Origin of the sequence: Larkinella sp. C7 (genome assembly GCF_006149005.1) — a bacterium.
Lineage (GTDB): Bacteria > Bacteroidota > Bacteroidia > Cytophagales > Spirosomataceae > Larkinella.
This window is the reverse complement of sequence record NZ_VBSL01000004.1, coordinates 152348-171290: the sequence shown is the minus strand read 5'-3', so window position 1 is coordinate 171290 and position 18943 is coordinate 152348. Positions and strand designations below refer to the sequence as shown.

Annotated in this window: 19 protein-coding genes and 1 tRNA gene; 12 read left to right on the top strand and 8 right to left on the bottom strand. The window is 52.1% G+C overall.

The window, feature by feature from the left end:
- Positions 1–4: 4 nt before the first annotated feature.
- The 4 genes from FH871_RS11725 to FH871_RS11710 form a co-directional block, all read right to left on the bottom strand.
- Entirely contained in the window at positions 5–277 is a 273-nt protein-coding gene (locus FH871_RS11725; RefSeq protein WP_212768220.1) for a helix-turn-helix domain-containing protein, read from the bottom strand.
- 244 nt (positions 278–521) lie between these two features.
- Positions 522–1532 carry a hypothetical protein gene (locus FH871_RS11720; RefSeq protein WP_138991620.1) on the bottom strand — a complete coding sequence of 337 codons (1011 nt, stop codon included), beginning with the start codon at positions 1530–1532 and terminating at the stop codon, positions 522–524.
- Between the two features lie 157 nt (positions 1533–1689).
- Positions 1690–1773 (bottom strand) — tRNA-Leu (locus tag FH871_RS11715).
- A 156-nt stretch (positions 1774–1929) separates the two neighbouring features.
- Positions 1930–3168, bottom strand: coding sequence for an ABC transporter permease (locus FH871_RS11710; RefSeq protein ID WP_114408919.1), 1239 nt, complete (start codon positions 3166–3168; stop codon positions 1930–1932).
- 96 nt (positions 3169–3264) lie between these two features.
- Here FH871_RS11710 and FH871_RS11705 point away from each other — a divergent pair, with 96 nt between their 5' ends.
- From FH871_RS11705 to FH871_RS11670, 8 genes are all read left to right on the top strand, one after another.
- Entirely contained in the window at positions 3265–4527 is a 1263-nt protein-coding gene (locus tag FH871_RS11705) for an asparagine synthetase B (RefSeq protein ID WP_114408918.1), read from the top strand.
- 243 nt (positions 4528–4770) lie between these two features.
- Positions 4771–5151 carry a cupin domain-containing protein gene (locus FH871_RS11700; RefSeq protein WP_138991619.1) on the top strand — a complete coding sequence of 127 codons (381 nt, stop codon included), beginning with the start codon at positions 4771–4773 and terminating at the stop codon, positions 5149–5151.
- Between the two features lie 111 nt (positions 5152–5262).
- Positions 5263–6021 (top strand): hypothetical protein, encoded by a 759-nt coding sequence (locus FH871_RS11695; RefSeq protein ID WP_138991618.1) that lies wholly within the window; start codon positions 5263–5265, stop codon positions 6019–6021.
- A 32-nt stretch (positions 6022–6053) separates the two neighbouring features.
- Positions 6054–7394, top strand: a complete 1341-nt coding sequence (locus tag FH871_RS11690; protein ID WP_138991617.1) for a glycosyltransferase — start codon at positions 6054–6056, stop codon at positions 7392–7394.
- 92 nt (positions 7395–7486) lie between these two features.
- Positions 7487–8005 (top strand): hypothetical protein, encoded by a 519-nt coding sequence (locus FH871_RS11685; protein ID WP_138991616.1) that lies wholly within the window; start codon positions 7487–7489, stop codon positions 8003–8005.
- Positions 8006–8157: 152 nt separating this feature from the next.
- Positions 8158–8697 carry a hypothetical protein gene (locus FH871_RS11680; RefSeq protein WP_138991615.1) on the top strand — a complete coding sequence of 180 codons (540 nt, stop codon included), beginning with the start codon at positions 8158–8160 and terminating at the stop codon, positions 8695–8697.
- Positions 8698–8711: 14 nt separating this feature from the next.
- On the top strand, positions 8712–9665 hold the full coding sequence (locus FH871_RS11675) for a hypothetical protein (RefSeq protein ID WP_138991614.1): 954 nt from the start codon (positions 8712–8714) through the stop codon (positions 9663–9665).
- Between the two features lie 99 nt (positions 9666–9764).
- Positions 9765–11045, top strand: a complete 1281-nt coding sequence (locus tag FH871_RS11670) for an acetylxylan esterase (RefSeq protein ID WP_212768219.1) — start codon at positions 9765–9767, stop codon at positions 11043–11045.
- A gap of 87 nt (positions 11046–11132) precedes the next feature.
- On the opposite strand, the gene FH871_RS11665 is transcribed toward FH871_RS11670, so the two are convergent.
- Both FH871_RS11665 and FH871_RS11660 read right to left on the bottom strand, forming a co-directional pair.
- Positions 11133–11582 (bottom strand): helix-turn-helix transcriptional regulator, encoded by a 450-nt coding sequence (locus FH871_RS11665; RefSeq protein WP_171062825.1) that lies wholly within the window; start codon positions 11580–11582, stop codon positions 11133–11135.
- A gap of 174 nt (positions 11583–11756) precedes the next feature.
- The gene (locus FH871_RS11660) at positions 11757–12824 is read right to left on the bottom strand and encodes a DNA/RNA non-specific endonuclease (RefSeq protein ID WP_138991612.1); all 1068 of its coding nucleotides are present in this window, start codon (positions 12822–12824) and stop codon (positions 11757–11759) included.
- A gap of 107 nt (positions 12825–12931) precedes the next feature.
- Here FH871_RS11660 and FH871_RS11655 point away from each other — a divergent pair, with 107 nt between their 5' ends.
- The 3 genes from FH871_RS11655 to FH871_RS11645 all read left to right on the top strand — a co-directional run bounded on the left by FH871_RS11655 (position 12932) and on the right by FH871_RS11645 (position 15845).
- The gene (locus tag FH871_RS11655; protein WP_138991611.1) at positions 12932–14167 is read left to right on the top strand and encodes an NAD(P)/FAD-dependent oxidoreductase; all 1236 of its coding nucleotides are present in this window, start codon (positions 12932–12934) and stop codon (positions 14165–14167) included.
- Positions 14168–14205: 38 nt separating this feature from the next.
- Positions 14206–15021, top strand: a complete 816-nt coding sequence (locus tag FH871_RS11650) for a purine-nucleoside phosphorylase (protein ID WP_138991610.1) — start codon at positions 14206–14208, stop codon at positions 15019–15021.
- A gap of 98 nt (positions 15022–15119) precedes the next feature.
- Entirely contained in the window at positions 15120–15845 is a 726-nt protein-coding gene (locus FH871_RS11645; protein WP_138991609.1) for a peptidase M10, read from the top strand.
- A 28-nt stretch (positions 15846–15873) separates the two neighbouring features.
- On the opposite strand, the gene glgP is transcribed toward FH871_RS11645, so the two are convergent.
- Positions 15874–17532 (bottom strand): alpha-glucan family phosphorylase, encoded by a 1659-nt coding sequence (glgP, locus tag FH871_RS11640; RefSeq protein WP_138991608.1) that lies wholly within the window; start codon positions 17530–17532, stop codon positions 15874–15876.
- A 145-nt stretch (positions 17533–17677) separates the two neighbouring features.
- Positions 17678–18004: a tetratricopeptide repeat protein gene (locus FH871_RS11635; RefSeq protein ID WP_138991607.1), complete on the bottom strand. Its 327-nt coding sequence runs from the start codon at positions 18002–18004 to the stop codon at positions 17678–17680.
- A gap of 167 nt (positions 18005–18171) precedes the next feature.
- Here FH871_RS11635 and FH871_RS11630 point away from each other — a divergent pair, with 167 nt between their 5' ends.
- Positions 18172–18909, top strand: coding sequence for an electron transfer flavoprotein subunit beta/FixA family protein (locus FH871_RS11630; protein ID WP_138991606.1), 738 nt, complete (start codon positions 18172–18174; stop codon positions 18907–18909).
- Positions 18910–18943 lie beyond the last annotated feature (34 nt).

Here is an 18943-nt window from a genome sequence, read left to right as displayed (position 1 = left end):
TGACTTACTGATAGCTTCCACGATAATTACTATTAGAACTTTTAACCTTACTTTTTTCCAGCATCTGATTGACCGCCTTTTCGGTATAGTAGATCTTGTGACCGATTTGGCTGAATTCGATCAACCCGTCATCGCGCCAATTCTGAAGGGTACGTTTGCTCACATGGAGCTTTCTGCATAGAGCGTCTGTATCGTAGACGCCTTGTTCACCGCTCTGGGTAATCCGTGTGGCTTCCTGGATCATCGGTACCAGGTTGTTCCTAACCCAGTTTTCCATGTCGGTTTTGGTGACTAACTCAATTGTCATTTAGTTTGATCGCTGCTTGACCGAGCAGCCCGGTTTTGATTGTTTTCGATCAAATAAACAGCAACTACTAGGAAAAATATTAGTGCAGAAAGAGGGGGTTAGAACAGGGTTAGAAAAACGAAAAGACCGAATGGAGCTCCCAAACGGCCTTTATTAAGAGTTTAAATGGATTTTAATACATTTTGAGAATCCTCAAAATGAAAATTTCAATTTTTTATTCTTCAGGCGTTGCCTGATTTGTATCGCCTTTTCTCGCGTGAATGATTGATCTCAATTTTTTATCTATTCCTTCCAAAATGGTTTTAAATGGCTCGACTGCTTTATGACTATTGGTCATAATATCATCTGCATCAAATTCTTTTTTTGGCCTCTTAAAGCATGCCGCTGTAACATGCCAGTGGTTAACACGGACAATCATTCCTGCGTCAATTAATGTCAAAATCAGATTATGGAGATTATTTATAGTACTCTTCCAGATTATTTTCTTGGGTAACGGCTCGCTGAAGGCTCTTTTGAAAAGCACCTTTACATTTCCTACTAATAATTTGTGCTTATCAAGATCTTCATAAACGGCATCAATACATTTTTTTAATTGACGAAGGGTAATATTTGCAATAGTGAACCCTACTACGGGCTCAACCCACTGCTTCTCTAATCGATTTTCATTTAGAACAGTTTTGATGCTTGAACTGCTACTATCAATTATTTCCGGGAAGGTTGTCTCAATTGTTCGCTTTATTGACTGATCAAGTCGACTTAATGAATTAAGAAGCGTAGTTTTGTAATTAAAAGACGAACCTAAAACTAATCGATACAACAAAGTCATATAACCCAAAAGAAAAGGGGCTTGGATCTCAACTTGGCCGGTCGTAGAATCTTGACGAACTTCGGATTCGAACTCATGCTGTGTATTTAATTCAGCTAGCCTAGCAAGCTTCTCAATGTAATTATTAAAATAATTATTTACAATTAACCAAGAACTACCAGACTCTAAAGGAATAGAATCTGCAAACTCATCGTTAAATCCCTCATTATCAACGCTTTCAAATTCAATAAGATCTCTGGTTATTATTAAACCATTTGGTTTGTCAATTTTGAGGATTTCGGAGTATTCTTCAATTCCAAGCACCAATTCTCTTTCAAACTGCCGAAAGTAGTTATCATAGCCTTCAGGAGTTAACAAATCAATGTACAAATCAAGGCTTTGTAAAAATTTTGGTTGCATTTTCCAAATAGAGAGAGCTCAATATATCTTATAAAAATCTTTTGAAAAAGATGGCGAAACGGAGAGATATAAATGAATTGTTTCAGTAATGTTACAGTAACAAACCAAAAACACCTTACAAATCACTGAAAATCAGCTTTTCGTAAGGTGTTACTTGTACCGGGAGCCGGACTCGAACCGGCATGCCCTTGCAGACATTGGTGTTTGAGACCAACGCGTCTACCGATTCCGCCATCCCGGCATTCCTACGGCGCGTGTCGCTCAAGCGAACGTGGGTGCAAAAGTAGGATTAATACTGAATAATGAAACCATTCATGTTGAATATTTTTTTGGGCTTCGTTACTTTCAACCGCCGTTTTGAAGCGCATTTGACGGTTTTGTGCTCATTGACAACCCCTTACTCATACCGCAGGGCTTCGATGGGGTCGAGACGGGAGGCTTTGAAAGCCGGGTAAATGCCCGAAAATAAACCAACGCTCACGCACACCAGAATGCCAATGGCCATCCAGAACCAGGGCACCACGAAGCTGCCGTTGCCCTGACTCACCACCGTCGAAATCAGGTTGCCAATGCCAATGCCCAGAATAATACCGCCGATACCACCCATGATGCAGATGACCACGGCTTCGATCAGAAACTGCTCCCGGATGCGTTTGGGGGTGGCTCCCAGCGATTTCCGGATGCCGATTTCGCGGGTGCGCTCCGTCACCGACACCAGCATGATGTTCATGAGCGCAATGGCTGCGCCCAGCAGGGTGATAAAACCGATGCCGAAACCACCGATCCGGAGGTAGCTCGTGATGTTTTCAAAATCCTTCGCCAGCTCATCCGCCCGCTTGATTTCAAAGGTGTCGGGTTTCCCCAGCGGGTCCCGGCGAATCTGGCGCATCAGCCCCCGGGCCTCGTCCACCGCCGTTTCGGCATCCCCCATATTGGGCACCGAGCCCGTGATGTCGAAGGTAAGCGTGCGCGTGCCGGCCATGGCCCGGGCATTTTCCAGCGGCACCAGCACCATGCGATCGTCTCCCCCACCCGAAAAACCGCCTTTCTTCTCCAGCACCCCCACGACTTTGTATTTCCCACCCAACACACTGATCTCCTTGTTGAGCGGATTCTGGCCCTTATCAAACAGGGTCGTCGCCACTTCGTTGCCGATAATGGTCACGTTGAGCGAATTTTCAAGGTCATTCGGTGAGAAATTGCGGCCCGATTGCATCTTCAGGGCTTTAATGCCCATAAAATTATCATCGATACCGATCAATTGCACGTTGGGATTGGTCTTCTTGGATGCGTATTTAATCTGGGCGGCTCCGGTCACGGCGGCATACACCGCAATGTTTTCGCCCTGCTGAAACCGCCGTTTGAAAGTCATCGCCTGGTGGTAGTCGATCGGCGGCACCCGCTTTTCGGACCGGCCGCCGAACCGCCGGTACATTTGCGGCCCCTGAATATCGAAGGTATTTGCCCCCAGTCCGGCAAAACTATTGTCAACCGAACTTTGAATGCCGTCGATGGCTGTTAAAATCCCAACCAGCGACGTGATTCCGATGGCGATGATAAGCGAGGTCAGAATGGTTCGCAGGCGGTTGGAAATGATGGAGCGCAGTCCTTCGCGGATATTTTCGAGGAGATTCATAGCGTGTCAGGGTGAAGATTTAGCATAAAATTTGCTTATCTTCGTTGAATACGAGTACGTACAAAGCTACTCAAAACAGCTAAAAAACGATTACCGATGAAAAGGCTGCTATTACCGCTCATCCTGATTTTGGCATTGACGACCCCGGTTTGGGCGTCGAAAATCCTGATTCCAATGGATGAAAGTCAGAAGAATCACCTGAAGGCCTACGGCATAGCGTACTGGGTATTACGCCAGTACGACACCGAAGTGGACTGGTTGCTGAATTACCGGGGGGGCAGTTTCATGATGCCGCATACCCAGAAATTTGTCAACGAACTGGTGATCCGGGGCGTCAGCTACGAGGTCATTTCCGACGCGCAGGGCGGGCAGATCATCGCCGAAGTGTCGTCGCCCGATGCCAACATGGACGCCGTCAAATTGCAGAAAGCGCCGAAAGTGGCGGTCTATTCGCCCAAAACCAAGCAGCCCTGGGACGATGCCGTAACGCTGGTGATGACCTACGCCGAAATACCATACGAAACGGTTTTTGACGAGGACGTGATGGATGGCAAACTGGCGCAATATGACTGGCTCCACCTTCACCACGAAGACTTTACGGGACAGTATGGCAAGTTTTTCCAGTTTCGCGACCAGCCCTGGTACCAGGCCCAAAAGCGCGAATCGGAACTGATTGCGAAGAAATACGGCTACACCAAAGTGTCGGAACTGAAACGCAACGTGGTCAAAAAAATCCGGGATTATTGCCTGGGGGGCGGTTACATGTTTGCCATGTGCAACGCCACCGATACCTACGACATTGCACTGGCGACCCAGAACACCGACATTGCGGAGTCGATTTATGACGGCGATGCCGCCGATCCGGCAGCCAACAGCAAACTGGATTACAGCCAGACCCAGGCTTTCCGCAACTTTCAGGTCTACATCAACCCGTACCAGATCGAGTTTTCGAACATCGACAACCAGCCCGAAGAGCGCGGACTGATCGAACAGAACGACTATTTTACGCTGTTCCAGTTTTCGGCCAAATGGGACCCCATCCCGACCATGCTGACCCAAAACCACATGAACATCATCAAGGGGTTTATGGGCCAGACCACCGCCTTCAAGAAAGGATTTATCAAACCGGAGGTGGTGATTCTGGCCGAAAACCGGGCCGCCAACGAAGCCCGCTACATTCACGCCCCCTACGGCAAGGGCTTCTTTACATTCTACGGCGGGCATGATCCCGAAGATTACCGGCACGAGATCAACGAAGAACCCACCGATCTGAACCTGCACCCCAACTCCGCCGGTTACCGCCTGATTTTGAACAACATCCTCTTCCCGGCAGCTAAAAAGAAGAAGCAGAAGACGTGAAAATGGTTTACGGTAGCTGCGCATGCTTGCCAGGCCATAGACTGTAAACCGTAACCATAAACGCGAACAACGGGCATTTTGAGGGAACGGTTTCACGCCTGAAAGTTTCCAGTTCAGGCGTGAAAGTTCCGTGTTCATCGACACGGGTATTGAAAAGACCTCGTTCGTTTTCCAACTTTGAATCATGAAGTATACAACTTCAGATTATTGGTAAACAACAACGATATTCATACTCGGAAACTCATGAACCCTTTTGCCACCACGCAGGCAACGCTGAACCTTTCGCATGTTGCCATCCGCGAGGCCGATCTCGATCTGTCTTCGACCTGCGGTATTAAATACTGGTTTTTGCCAACACTGCCGGATTCGAAAGTCGACACCGGCGTGGTCTGGCTGGCACCCGGAGCCAGCGGAACGGCCCTGCACACCCACTCCGAAGAAGATGAATATTTTTCGGTTGAATACGGCGAACTTGAAATCTATGCCGGCCACCGCTGGGTGCGCCTGACCGCCGGTCAATCGCTGACCATTCCCGCCGGAACCCAGCACACCTTACGCAATCAGTCAGGTCACGCCTGCCTCTACTTTTACAGCATTTCACCCCAATTCGCTTCGCTGATCTAGCGGTTTTCGTTCCCGCCTTATCCTGCGGATCAGGTTCACAGACCCACACTAAAAACCGGTGTGTCAGGACCGTATTGCTTCTGTTTTTTAACGATCCAACAACGTATACCCATGAACGCCAACACGACTACACTGAATGCGTTATTAAATTACCAAAAAACCGCCGGATGGCTGGCCATTCTTTCGGGAATGCTGGGCTTCGGTTCGCTATACATCGGGAGCTGGGCAACCCACTTTAATCCGGATGTATTTACGGATCTGGGTCTGGTTCTGAGCATTCCGAACGTCAATATTGCGGGGGTGCGCTGGTCGATGATCTGCGATATGCTGGGCTATTACCTGCTCCTGATTCCGACACTTTTCCACCTGCACAATGAGCTAAAGTCCCGAACACCCTGGGCCGCGGTAGCCACCTACTGCGGGGGTGCGTACATTCTCATCGGCGCCATTGGAGCGGCCATTCTGGCAACCGTCAATCCTTATATTCTAACCGCGTATTCCCTTGCTTCCGAACCCGACCAGATCGTTCTAAAATACAATTACCTGATTATAAACGAACTGGTATATGGTGGTTTGTGGAATTTGCTGGAAGAACTGCCTGCCGGTATCTGGTGGCTTATCGTCGGAATCACACTTCGTCAGGCGTCGGCATCGCTCGGCTGGGTGACGATGGTACTGGGCATCTGCTCCGCAGCCGACAGCGTTGGCGAGATTCTCGGCATCAAAGCCATTGCCACCATCGGCCTGAACGGTTATTTAGTGCTGGCGCCAGTCTGGGCCATCTGGATGGGCATTCTGCTCGTCAAACGTCGTCAGGGATTATTTTCAACGGGCCAGGTTCCGGGAAGGAAACCAATGGCTATGGTCTAATCAATTTACGCTTACCAACCAAACAACAACTCATGAACGCCAAAAAAATCTTATTCGCTACCATTCCCGCCGATGGTCACTTCAATCCGCTGACGGGCCTTGCCAAACACCTGCAGGAACGGGGGCACGACGTTCGCTGGTATACCGGCGGATCGTATCTCACCAAAGCCGAAAAGATCGGCATACCGGTTTTTCCGTTTAAAACCGCCCAGGTAATCAACCAGGAAAATTTCGAAGCGCTGTTTCCTGAACGGCAGCAGATCAAAGGAACCATCGCCCGGCTTCGGTTCGACATCAACCAGGTTTTTCTGAATCGTGCGCCCGAATTTGTAGCAGACATCGTCGAAATCCATCAGGAATTTCCGTTTGAACTCCTCGTTTGCGACGCCCTCTTTACGGGTGCGCCTTTCATCAAACAGTTGCTCCATGTGCCGGTGGTAACGATCGGCATCGTTCCCCTTTCCGAAACTTCCCGCGACCTGCCACCCGCCGGCATGGGCCTGGAACCGGCAACCGGTTTCTGGGGAAAACGCAAACAGGATGTGATGCGGTATGTAACCAAAAACTTCCTCTTTAAACCGTGTACGGACCTTTACAACCGCTATTTGATCCAGCACGGGCTGACTCCCACGCAGGATTTTGTGTTCGATTCGTTCATTCGCAGTGCCGATGTTTATTTACAAAGTGGCGTTCCCGGTTTTGAATACGCCCGGCGGGATATGAGCCCGAATGTCCGGTTTGTCGGTCCGCTCCTGCCCTATACCCAGGGTGCCCGGAAACCTTTCCGGCACTACGATACGCTCAAAAAATACCGGAAAGTAATTCTGGTAACCCAGGGAACCGTCGAGCGCGATCCCGAAAAAATCATCGTTCCAACGCTTGAAGCGTTCAAGGATTCGTCGTATCTCGTGATTGCCACCACCGGCGGTTCGCAAACGGAAGCCCTCCGCGCGCGGTTTCCGCAACCCAACCTCATCATCGAAGACTTTATTGATTTCAACGAAATCATGCCGTATTGCGATGTTTACGTCACCAATGGCGGTTATGGCGGGGTGATGCTGAGTATTCAGAATGGTCTGCCGATGGTGGCTGCGGGCATCCACGAAGGGAAAAACGAGATTACGGCCCGGATCGGCTACTTCAAACTCGGCGTCAACCTGAAAACGGAAACGCCCACGCCCGACCAGATTCGTACGCAGGTGAAAACCGTCCTGAATAACCCGGTTTACCGCCAGCACATCGCAAAATTGCGTACTGAATTTGCGGAGTACGATCCGAATGAATTGTGCGAAAACTACATCGCTGAGATTCTGGGAGAAACCCTCCGCCCTCACGTCCAGTCCTTCCCTAAAACACAACCTGCTCTGGCGTAACCTTCCCGTAAACCCCTCCCCAAAGGGGCTTTAAATCCAGTCGTTTCAATGCCCCTGTTGGGGAAGGGGCTTACTATGTCTATCACACAACCATGAAAAAAGTAGTTTTAACAGTAATCAGACCGCTCATGGTCATTCTGCTGGTCAGCACGATCATCAGTTGCAAAAAAGAATCCGAACTCGGGCCGGGCGGTTTTGTGCCCAACGATTTGGCGGGTAAATGGCTGCATGGCAACTTTGCGATGGCCAATTTCTGGGGATACGACGGCAGCTACCAGGGCAATCCGTTTGAGCAGTCCGTCGCTTTCGATTTCAAGGCCAGCGGTCATTTCGAAATGTACTACATCGGTGTTGCCAACGACTACGGATGCCGAACCGAAGCCCTTTCTCATTACAAAGGAAAAGTCGATTTTAACGAAGCGGCCAAGACCTTCACCATCACCCCAACCGAAGGCACGTTCCGGGGGTTTTATTCCTGCGCTTCTAACCGGAATTTCAACCGAAAAGCCAGTTCTGACGACCTGAAACCGCAAACCTTTTCGTACGAATTTACCGATGATGGCAAGTGGCTGATGATCAACGGCAGCTCGTTTAAAACCACGAGCTGGTAAGAAAAAGTACAGTTTTATACCCTGCCATGACTCAATGAGCGAGCGGTCGGGACATGTCGTGATTTGCGTGTTTTCTGCGTAAAATGACACGTCCCGTGCCGTTTTTCACCCCTACCTTTGCTGCCAACAAACAACAACTACAACGAACGAAAATGAAAAAATTAACACTCCTCACGATTCTGGCGTGGCTGGTTGCCGTCGCCCTGATGCCTTCTGCCAAGGCCCAAACCATTGAACAAGGCACAAAACTGATTAATGCCGGTATTGGTCTCGGCACGTATACTTACCGGGGTTTGCCCATCGGTGCCTCCTTCGAATACGCGGTCAAAGATAATTTTTCAGTCGGCGGCTCCTTCGATTTCTCCCGTTACGGATACAACAGCGGGGGGTACAAATGGAATTACACATTTCTGTTTTTTACGGCCCGTGGCACCTACCATTTCGGTGAGCTCCTGAACGTCAGCGATTCCAACTTCGATCCCTACGCGGGCCTCTCGCTGGGCGTCCGGACGTCTTCGTACCGCGATTCTTACGGTTCTTCCAGCGATTATTACAGCCCTTACGGCAATTCCCTGTTCCTCGGTCTTCACCTGGGTTCCCGGTATATGTTCTCCGAAAAATTCGGCGGTTTTGCTGAAGTGGGTTACGGCGTGGCGGTTTTGCGCGTGGGTTTGACGGCTAAAATCAAGTAGTCCGCAGCCCGGCCATGAAAAAGAACTTTTTTGTAGTAGCGTTCATAGTGGTCGCCGGTGGGTGGTGGATAGCCGCCCGTCCCGGCGACATTGTGACCGACCTGGGTCTGACCACCGAACAGGTTCAGGAAACGACCTTTGCCAATGTCACGTCCGCGGAGTTCAGCACGCCGTATACCCAGAAGGTCCGGCAACTGGCGAAGAAAATTCCCGAGGGTTCCCGGGCGGCTGCCGTTCAGGCGCTGGGTGCCGTGGTGCGGTCGTATGCCAGCTCCGCTGATTTTAAAAACCGCTATCAGGACTGGCTGAAGAATAAATACCAGATCAGCGACGACCAGACGCGCGAAGCGGCCCAAACTCAGAGAACGACGATGAACGATGTGAAGTCGGCCTACAACCAGCAGGCGGCCATGGTTCAGAATGCTTACAGCCAGATGCCACCGTCATCGCTGGCGATGATGATTCAAAGCCAGATTCAGGTGGCCCAACAGGAACTTTCGGAAACCGAAGGGGCCGAAAAAACCGCCAAGACGCAGGAGCTGACGGAATTGAAACGATTGCAGGCGTTATCGAAAACCAAACCGGACGAGTTCAAAAAACAATACGTGGCCCATTTCGACAAAATGCTTCAGCGCGAAATGGCGAAGAACATGGGCAAGGCAGAGAGCGAACTGAACGAATCGAAGCAGAAGGCTCAGGATTACCAGAAACGACTGGCCGACTACAAAGCCGCCCCGTCGGTCCATGCCGCCCTGAAACAACGCCTGACCGACTTCATTGCTCTGGCTGGCAGCGTTGACTTCGACGCCCAGCTCACCAAACAGGGGTACAAAATGGAGTTTGTCAATCCGCAATACCGCAACCAATCCAGCCAGTGGAAGCTGTTGTATCGGATGGGCAAAGAACCGGTTCTGGCTGCGCGTTCATTCGCTCAAAACTGGGTGAAAGAACTGGAAAGTAAAAAGTAAACGTTGGTAATTAATTTTTCAGGTAAACTGCAGAAATTCTGCCGACACTGTTGGCAGAATTTTCTCTTTTTAGCGGACGTTTTGAGCATGATCCGGAAAATGAGTAAACTGCACGCCATGAAAACCGCCCTTTTCGCCCTTTTCCTGCTTGCCAACAGCCTTGTTATTCAGGCTCAGATCGTTCCCCTGCCCGATCCGTTCACGATGCAAGACGGTCGCCGGGTCACGTCCGTCCACCAATGGAAAACCGCACGACGCCCCGAGTTGCTGGCGATGTTTGCCCATGAGATGTACGGTCAGTCGCCCGCCAAACCCCTGCAAATGACGTTCAGCGTGTTCGATACCGATCCGAAGGCACTGGGCGGAAAAGCAACCCGCAAACAGGTTGCCATCTTTCTGAACGGGCAGGCCGACGGTCCGCGGATCGATGTGTTGCTGTATATCCCGAATCAGGCAAAAAAACCGGTTCCGGCCATTCTGGGGCTTAACTTCTGGGGCAACCACAGCATCCATGCCGATCCCGGCATCCGGATTTCGACGAGTTGGATGGAGTCGAGCCGCCACAATCCGTACGTCGATGTCTCCTGCGTGGTCGACCACCGTTCCACCGAAGCCTGTCGGGGCATCAATGCCCGGCAGTGGCCCATCGACAGCATTCTGGGCCGGGGGTATGCCCTCGTGACGGCCTACCGCGAAGACATTGCGTCCGACGAGCGGACCACCGGCTTTTCGACGGGCGTTCACACGCTCTATCCCGACTTTCAGAAACAGGGCGATAATTTTGGCACCATTGCCGCCTGGGCCTGGGGCCTGAGCCGGATTATGGATTATCTGCAAACCGACCCCGCCATCCAGGCCAAACGGGTGACTTTATTCGGATGGTCGCGGTTGGGAAAAGCGGCTTTGTGGGCGGGGGCTACCGATGAGCGGTTTGCGATGGTGCTCAGCAACGAGTCGGGGGCGGGTGGGGCCAAGCTGTTCCGCCGGGGCGTGGGCGAAAACATCCGACGACTGAATACCGTCTTTCCGCACTGGTTCTGCGGCAATTTTCGGAAATACATGGATCAGGACACGCTGCTCCCCTTCGATCAGCACCTGGTGATTGGCCTGGTGGCCCCGCGACCGGTTTACATTGCCAGTGCCGAGGACGACAAAGGCTCCGATCCGGTGGGGGAATTTGCCTCAGCCCAAGCGGCCGACGCGGTCTACCGGTTTTTAGGGACCGATGGTTTACCAACCCAGACGATGCCCGCCCGCAACGTGTCCGTTCAGGGCCGGATTGGCTACCACATGCGGTCGGGCGGCCACGATGTCTTATGGTACGACTGGGCTCAGTATCTGCGGTTTATGGATAAGCATTTCAAAACCGCTGTCCGGTGATGACGGTTTACGGTATTCGGTTTACGGAGGCTGACGCATACATGTGAACGCGTCAGCCTCCGTAAACCGTAAACCGAATACCGTAAATTAATACGTCGCCAGTTGGTAGGCTTTCGGGTTGTGGCCCGTCCATTTTTTGAAGGCCCGGCGAAATGAACTCGGTTCATCGTAGCCCATAACAAAGGCAATCTCGTTGATATTGTGCTGATTGGTGCGGATCAGACGCAGGGCAATGTCCCGGCGGGCGCGGTCGATAATTTCGCGGAAGGTGACGTCCTCCGCCTGCAACCGGCGTTGCAGCGACCGAACCGACAGCCCCAGTTCGTCGGCCACATCTTCGATTTGAGCGGATTGCTGATTATCGAGCCGGCGCAGCACGATGGCGCGGGACTGCTCGGCGAGGGGCTGGGTTTGCAGGTACCCCGTTCCGTACTCCATCGCCTGACACACATGATCGTATAATTCGTTCGGATTGATGCCCATTCGTTGGCAAATGGCCTCGACGTGGTCTTTGTTGCCGTTCAGAGCAATATTCAAAATCGTTTTTAACGAGTTAAAAGGAGTCGGTCCTGCGTACATGTCGATAAACGGGATGGGTGAATTACTTAAATCGGTTACAAGTAATTCAACTTTCTTCGTCAGGGAAACGCAGAAATCTTTAAAGTGCAGGAATCAGTATCTGAAATGGTATTTTAGGGTGCTCAACCGCTATTAGAAACTAAACCAGTTTGCCACCTGCTGGGAAGGCCGGGCGCTTTCCAGTTGCTGTTCCATTTTGTCGGGAATCGTGGGGAAGAAGTCGATCCCGGTTCGTTTTTCCACTTCATCGACCGTAACCACAAACTGTTTCAGGGAGCGATCCGACTCCTCGTTTTTCAGCAGAAAAGCAATCATACGGATGTCGGGGTTGTTGCAGTACAGGATCACTTTGTAGTAATATTCCGGAACAGCGATCTGGTTTTTCTTGCCGATGGTCGGCAATCCGGGACGCAAAACCGGCCCTGTAACGACATACAGCCCTTTGTCGCGCAATGCCCAGACCCGCACCTGCTCTTCCAGTTTTTTCCAGATGCCCCGGTTAAAATCCGGCACCTGCGGACTGATGTTGCTCATGTAAAACGTTTGCTGCATCATCTCCTTCGAGAATTTGAAGTCGCCCGCCGGGGCCAGGTGACCCCGGTCGTAGCCGGATCGGGTGTAATCCGACGACAGCGCCGAGCCGGTTTCAACCAGCGGATCGGGCTGAAACTGCTCGTTTTTCCGGTCGGCGTCTCCCAGAATCTCGTCTTCCAGCAACGGATACGACACCCAATCGGCCTGTTCGTATTCTTCCCGGTAGCGCAGCGTATAGCCGTCGTGCCGAATGATGGCGTCGGTGGGCTGGAAAGCGGGCAGCGTAAAATCAACGGCCTTTTCAAAATCAAACAGCTTCTTTCGCTCACTTTTTTTCGGATCGGTTCGCGTTGTTCTCCCCTCCGACTTCGCTTTTTCCAGCATCGAACGGTCGTCACTCGCTTCGGTATCGGTGTTGTCCGTGGCCACCTCCGGCGTGGGTTCGGGGGCTTTGTAGGGATTACCCTGCGATTCATGGCGGGGCGATTTGAGGCCCACCAGACTTTTGACATCGTTCCAGAAAGCCACAACGGGCTCAGTCCGACCGCCGTAGTGGAGAAACAATCCAATCAGAAAAAAGACAAACAACAGCAGCAGCGTATTGCCACGCAACCGAAATCCGCGCTGGTGATAGCGTCGGGCACGAAATGACGAACGAAAAAACATGGTGCTAAGTTACGAATACAATCAATAGATGACCGCCGATAATTGTTACCGAATACAAGATAAAGGTTATTAATTTTGTCTTTCTTGCCCACTCCCAGTTGAACCGCATGCCAACCTTAAAAATTGTTGTTATCGGTGGCGGTGCTGCCGGATTTTTTGGTGCCATCACAGCCGCCGAAACCTTTCCGGATGCCGAAATCACCTTACTCGAAAAAAGTAAAGCCGTTCTGAACAAGGTCCGGATTTCGGGCGGAGGGCGCTGCAACGTCACCCACTCGTGTTTCGATAACCGCAAACTGGTCAAAAACTACCCGCGCGGGGAGACTTTCCTGCGGCCGCTCCTCAAACAGTTCGATGCCACCGCCACCGTCACCTGGTTTGAGAGCCGGGGGGTCCGCCTGAAAACCGAAGCCGACGGCCGAATGTTTCCGGTTACCGATTCGTCCGAAACCATTATTTCGTGTTTACTCCAGGAAGCCGCCCGGTTAAAAATCCGGATTCGGACCAGTTGCGGAGTCAAAACGATCACCCGACCGGATGACCAATGGCAGATCGAAACCCTTACCGACGAAATCCTCCTGGCCGACCGCATTCTGGTGGCCGTTGGCGGTTATCCGCAGGCGGCTTCCTACGGCTGGATTCCGGGACAGGATGAACCCGAAAAGGAAACACTCGTTCCGCCGGTGCCGTCGCTGTTTACGTTCAACACCCCCGACAATCCGTTGCTGGCGCTGGCGGGGGTTGCCGTGCCGGACGCGGTGATCCGCATTGCCGGCACGAAGCAGGAACAACGCGGGCCGGTGCTGATTACGCACTGGGGTTTCAGCGGTCCGGCGGTGCTGCGGCTTTCGGCCTGGGCCGCCCGCGATCTGGCGGAGGTGCAATACTGCCACGAAATCCGCATCAACTGGCTCGGTGCCCTGAACGAAAACCAGGTTCGGGAACAGATGCAGGCATTCCGGCAGCAACATCCGAAAAAGCAGGTAGCCACCCAATCGCTCTTTGGCTTGCCTGCCCGCCTGTGGTCGGCACTGGCCACCGAAGCCGGTATTTCGCCAACCGAACGGTGGTCCGATCTCCCCGCCAAAGCCCAGAACCGGCTTATCAACCTGCTGACCAACAACACCCATACGGTTTCCGGAAAAAGTACGTTCAAAGAAGAATTTGTGACCTGTGGCGGGATTCCCACCGACAACGTCAAGCCCGAAACGCTCGAAAGCCGGACACAGCCGGGCTTGTTCTTTGCGGGCGAAGTCCTGAATGTCGACGGGATTACGGGCGGTTTTAATTTCCAGAATGCCTGGACCACGGGGTATGTCGTGGGAAAAAACATTGGATTGTAAACCCTCCATTTTACTGATCATTCAAATCCTAACCTCCTATGATTGAGTCTGTTCTGAAAGCCGTCGACCTCATCCGGTCTTTCCATCCCACGCAACCAGCCATTGGCATCATTCTCGGCACCGGTTTGGGAGCCCTCGCCAACGAAGTAGAAATCGACGTGGCCATCCCGTATGCCTCCATTCCGGGGTTTCCGCTCTCCACCGTCGAATCGCATTCCGGCCAGTTGATTTTCGGCACGTTGTCAGAAAAACCGGTCGTGGTGATGCAGGGACGGTTTCACTATTACGAGGGCTATTCGATGCAACAGGTGACGTTTCCGGTGCGGGTGATGAAGTGGCTGGGCATCGAAACCCTGCTCATTTCCAACGCCAGCGGTGGACTAAACCCTGCTTTCGACGTCAGTGATCTGATGATCATCGAAGACCACATCAGCCTGTTTTTACCCGAAAGTCCGCTGCGGGGTCAGAATTCGCCCCAGTTTGGCGACCGGTTTCCCGACATGAGCGAACCCTATGGTAAGGATATGGTCTGGCTGGCCCGGTCGATTGCGAAAAAACTGGGATTTCCGATTCAGAAAGGCGTGTATGCTGGGGTGACCGGCCCCCAACTGGAAACCAAAGCCGAATACCGGCTGCTTCGCCAACTCGGTGCCGATGCCGTTGGCATGTCGACCGTCCCGGAGGTAATTGTTGCGCACCAGATGGGTTTGAAGGTGTTTGCCTGCTCGGTCATCACGGATTTGTGCATTCCCGAAATGCTCGAAAAAGCCAGCCTGCCGAAAATTCTGGCCGCTGCCGCCGTGGCCGAACCCCGCCTGACGGCCTTGATGAAAGAATTGGTGGCCCGACTTTAAGATGCGTTTTTTTGGGTAAAACGCAGACTGTAACACCATAGCTGCCCCACCATCGTTAGTAGATCAGGTTCAAGTGTGTATCTCTCTGTCGCAGGAAAATGCCAACGCTGTTGCTCCCCCAGATACTGGGAAACTATAATGTTTATAAAAACGAATCCGAACAGACCCTGACGGTTTTCGCAGAACTGTATCTCTACGGGTCGGTTGCTTCGGACGATCTCGCCCAGCGGATTGCCTACAACGTCGGGCGGGTTTGGGATCGCCCCGAAATCATTCTGTCGCTGGATGATACGGATTACCTCATCCGGTTTCAGGTGAGCGGTTTTTACAGCGAAGACCCGCGACCGCTGCTGCACAAAAACCGCGACTATAAAAAGCTGTTTTTCCGGATCGAAACCGAAACCGACAACCCGCTGGGCGGTATTTCCTACATGGATGGCCGCAACAGCAACACCGGTTTTTTCCGGCTCGACAATGTCGGTTTCGACGGTTCGACCACCGAAGCCCACGAAGTCGGCCACGGCTGGGGGCTGGTTCCGGGAACGCCCGACGGCCACCCGCTCGACCTCAACCTGATCGGGAAAGGCCAACCGGGCATCATGTATCCGCGCGGGACGCTGGTCGATCCGCAGTACCAGTGGAACCCCTCAGCCCGGCCCGGTGAGTTTGGCGGCACCCTCAAACCGGACAAACGGATCGTCACCCTGGAAGACATTGCCATGCTGGGCCTCGACCAACTGGACTACGACTGGCAGGGACGCGCCCGGCTGGGCGGTTTGACGAATGTCTACCACGAAGGGCAGTCAACCTGGCCCATTGCCTGATTGCAAGCCCGTCAATACTCACAGCGCATCAATACACTTTCTGATAATACTCCGTCGCCATGCGGTTCGAGTTGAAAAACGCGTTGACGTCGTTCATGCTTTGCAGCGTCAGGCGATGCCAGTCAGCCGGTTTTTCGTAGTAGAGCGGCATGATTTCGTGTTCCAGTTGATCGAAGAAGTGGTTCCGGTCGTGCGCATCCCGTTCTTCGGGCGACAAACCGGGTTGGGCCACCGGCACGATGAACGCATTTTTCTGATGCTCGGCAAACTCGCATATCCAGCCGTCGAAGGTGGAAAAATTGATTCCGGCATTCATGGCTGCCGTCATACCGCTGGTGCCGGAAGCTTCGCGGGTCACCACGGGCGTGTTCAGCCACAGATCAGCACCGTCTTTCAGCTGCTTCGATAACGCCAGTTCGTAGCCCGTCAAAACCGCCATGTTTTTGTGGAGGTGACTCCGGTACACCAGCGAATTGAAGATGTGCGTGGCACTTTCGTCGGTCGGGTACGGTTTTCCGGCCCAGATGAACTGAATGGGATAGTTGGGATGATTCATCAGGTGGTGAAACCGTTCGTCGTCCTGCACCAGCAGATCCGGGCGTTTGTAGCCCGCAAACCGTCTGGCCCAGACAATCGTCAGCACCTCCGGGTCGAACAATTTGCCGCACTGATCAGCCACCGTTTTGAAAAGGGTTGCTTTCAGGCTTTTCTTCCGTTCCGCTATGGCTTTTCCATCGCTCTTTTTTCGGGCCTGTTCCAGTTCTGCGTCAGCCCAATACCGTTGGTTCTGGGCATTGGTCACGTGCGTTATTTCGGGAATGCCGCTGTATGAACCCCACAGGTGCCGCGACACCTCACCGTGCAGTTTGGAAACCGCGTTGGCCTTCCGGCTTAGTCGCAAAGCTGCCAGCGAGTGATTGAACACATTGTCTTCGATACCGGTGATTTCCCGCACGGTTTCGAGCGGTACTTTTCCAAAGAAACTCATGACATTCAACTGGTTGATGTCGTGCTTCTCGTTGCCGGCTTCTTCGGGGGTGTGGGTTGTAAAAACCATCCGTTTGCGCACTTCGTCTGCGCTACCGTATTTCTGGTACAGGTGAAAAGCCGCCGACACCGCGTGGGCTTCGTTGAGGTGATACACGTCCGGTTCGTACGTCAACTCATCCAGCAATTTCGCCCCGCCCAGGCCCAGCACCATACACTGCGCAATTTTAGCCGACGTAATGCTGTCGTATAAACGGTGCGTAATGGAGCGGGCCATCCAGTCGTTGCCTTCAATGTCCGTGGTCAGAAAAAACATCGGAACCGTGTTGAAGTGTTTGGGATTGAGGTAATAGGCCTTGACCCAAACCGGCGTATGGTGGACGTCGATGGTGAATTTGATGTCGGTATCTTCCAGAAAACTGTAGATTTTTTCCCGGAACAGCACATCCATCGCGTTGTCGGTTTTGCGGGTCTGGTCGTAATACCCATATTTCCAGAGCATGCCGATACCGATCACATTCTGCTTCAGTTCATAGGCACTCCGCATGTGCGATCCGGCCAGAAAACCCAAACCACCGGAATAGGTCTTTAAAGCCTGGTCGATGGCAAATTCCATTGAAAAATACGCAACGGATTTCTTGAATTGGGGATCAAATTCGTAAGGGTGGCGAAACGCCTGGGGCAAGTTTGATTTGGTCATTCGGTTAGCATTTGAATGGGAACACGGATTGAACGGATCAAAACGGTTTTTAATCTGTGTTAAACCGTTTTGATCCGTTCAATCCGTGTTCCCATTCCATTAAAATCGTTTTCTGTACAAAGATAATCAAATGGTCAACGCATCGTCAGTAATCGTCATCATCCTGAAACGCCCGGTAAGCCCGGCTCAATTCCTGAACAGCCTTCTCATTTTTTTGCGCTTTGGCGAGTTCAATACCCCGCTCATAAATTCCTTCAGCCCCCGAACGATCCCCCTGTTCCGCCAGAAGTGCAGCCGCGTGGTAATAAGTCGCCAGGTAGGTCGGATGTTCCGCTAGCAACTGTTTGAGATACAGCAGCGCCTGGTCGGGCTGCTCGTCACGGTACTCCATTGCCAGGGCGTAAACATTGAAAGGATCTTCGGGTTGTTCTTCTATGTAGCGAAGCAACAGTTGAATTCGATTGTCATTCATTTTTTCTTTCATTTACAGTTTGCGGTTAATCGGCGTAATACGAACAAAGGGTCTACAAACGGTATACTAAACCCGAATAGCCCATTACCAAATATTAGTATGCACGCATACGTTTTATTGGAGACAAGTTTGTATTTTTGCCGCCATCACCTCTAAACCACAGCAACATGAAGATTTTAGTGTGTGTCACCAGTGTTCCGGACACGATCACCAAAATTACCCTCACGGATAACAATACCAAACTGAATAAAGCCGGTGTGCAGTTTATTACCGGCCCTTACGACGATTACGCCCTTTCGCGGGCCGTCGAGTTGAAAGAGCAACTGGGCGGCACCGTCACGGTTTTGAACGTGGGTGAATCCGACGCCGATCCGGTGATTCGGAAGTGTCTCGCCATTGGGGCCGACGATGCCATCCGAGTCAACGCCGAGCCTACCGACGCCTATTTCGTGGCCGAGCAAATTGCCGCGATTGCCAAAGAAAACAGCTATGACCTGATTCTGATGGGCCGTGAATCCATCGACTACAACGGCGGTCAGGTCCACGGCATTGTGGGCGAAATGCTGGGGCTTCCGTCCATCTCGCCGGTTATGAAGTTGGCCATCGACGGTTCAACGGCGAAAATCACGCGGGAAATCGAAGGCGGTCACGAGGAACTGGAAGCCGGTCTGCCGCTGGTACTGGGCTGTCAGGAACCAATTGCCGAATGGAAAATTCCGAACATGCGCGGCATCATGAGCGCCCGGACCAAACCGCTGAAGGTGGTGGAACCCACGGGTAAAGATACCCTCACCCACATTGCCAACTACGAACTCCCGCCCGCCCGCGGTGCCTGCAAAATGATCCCCGCTTCGGAAGCCGAAACGCTGATCAAGTTGTTGCGAACCGAAGCGAAAGTGATATAAATGAGAGTTATTACACAGGGTTAATCAGAGAAAA

Coding starts and splice junctions, on each gene's coding strand:
- FH871_RS11725 (WP_212768220.1), bottom strand. CDS start 277: ATGGAAAACTGGGTTAGGAACAACCTGGTACCGATGATCCAGGAAGCC.
- FH871_RS11720 (WP_138991620.1), bottom strand. CDS start 1,532: ATGCAACCAAAATTTTTACAAAGCCTTGATTTGTACATTGATTTGTTA.
- FH871_RS11710 (WP_114408919.1), bottom strand. CDS start 3,168: ATGAATCTCCTCGAAAATATCCGCGAAGGACTGCGCTCCATCATTTCC.
- FH871_RS11705 (WP_114408918.1), top strand. CDS start 3,265: ATGAAAAGGCTGCTATTACCGCTCATCCTGATTTTGGCATTGACGACC.
- FH871_RS11700 (WP_138991619.1), top strand. CDS start 4,771: ATGAACCCTTTTGCCACCACGCAGGCAACGCTGAACCTTTCGCATGTT.
- FH871_RS11695 (WP_138991618.1), top strand. CDS start 5,263: ATGAACGCCAACACGACTACACTGAATGCGTTATTAAATTACCAAAAA.
- FH871_RS11690 (WP_138991617.1), top strand. CDS start 6,054: ATGAACGCCAAAAAAATCTTATTCGCTACCATTCCCGCCGATGGTCAC.
- FH871_RS11685 (WP_138991616.1), top strand. CDS start 7,487: ATGAAAAAAGTAGTTTTAACAGTAATCAGACCGCTCATGGTCATTCTG.
- FH871_RS11680 (WP_138991615.1), top strand. CDS start 8,158: ATGAAAAAATTAACACTCCTCACGATTCTGGCGTGGCTGGTTGCCGTC.
- FH871_RS11675 (WP_138991614.1), top strand. CDS start 8,712: ATGAAAAAGAACTTTTTTGTAGTAGCGTTCATAGTGGTCGCCGGTGGG.
- FH871_RS11670 (WP_212768219.1), top strand. CDS start 9,765: ATGAGTAAACTGCACGCCATGAAAACCGCCCTTTTCGCCCTTTTCCTG.
- FH871_RS11660 (WP_138991612.1), bottom strand. CDS start 12,824: ATGTTTTTTCGTTCGTCATTTCGTGCCCGACGCTATCACCAGCGCGGA.
- FH871_RS11655 (WP_138991611.1), top strand. CDS start 12,932: ATGCCAACCTTAAAAATTGTTGTTATCGGTGGCGGTGCTGCCGGATTT.
- FH871_RS11650 (WP_138991610.1), top strand. CDS start 14,206: ATGATTGAGTCTGTTCTGAAAGCCGTCGACCTCATCCGGTCTTTCCAT.
- FH871_RS11645 (WP_138991609.1), top strand. CDS start 15,120: ATGCCAACGCTGTTGCTCCCCCAGATACTGGGAAACTATAATGTTTAT.
- glgP (WP_138991608.1), bottom strand. CDS start 17,532: ATGACCAAATCAAACTTGCCCCAGGCGTTTCGCCACCCTTACGAATTT.
- FH871_RS11635 (WP_138991607.1), bottom strand. CDS start 18,004: ATGAATGACAATCGAATTCAACTGTTGCTTCGCTACATAGAAGAACAA.
- FH871_RS11630 (WP_138991606.1), top strand. CDS start 18,172: ATGAAGATTTTAGTGTGTGTCACCAGTGTTCCGGACACGATCACCAAA.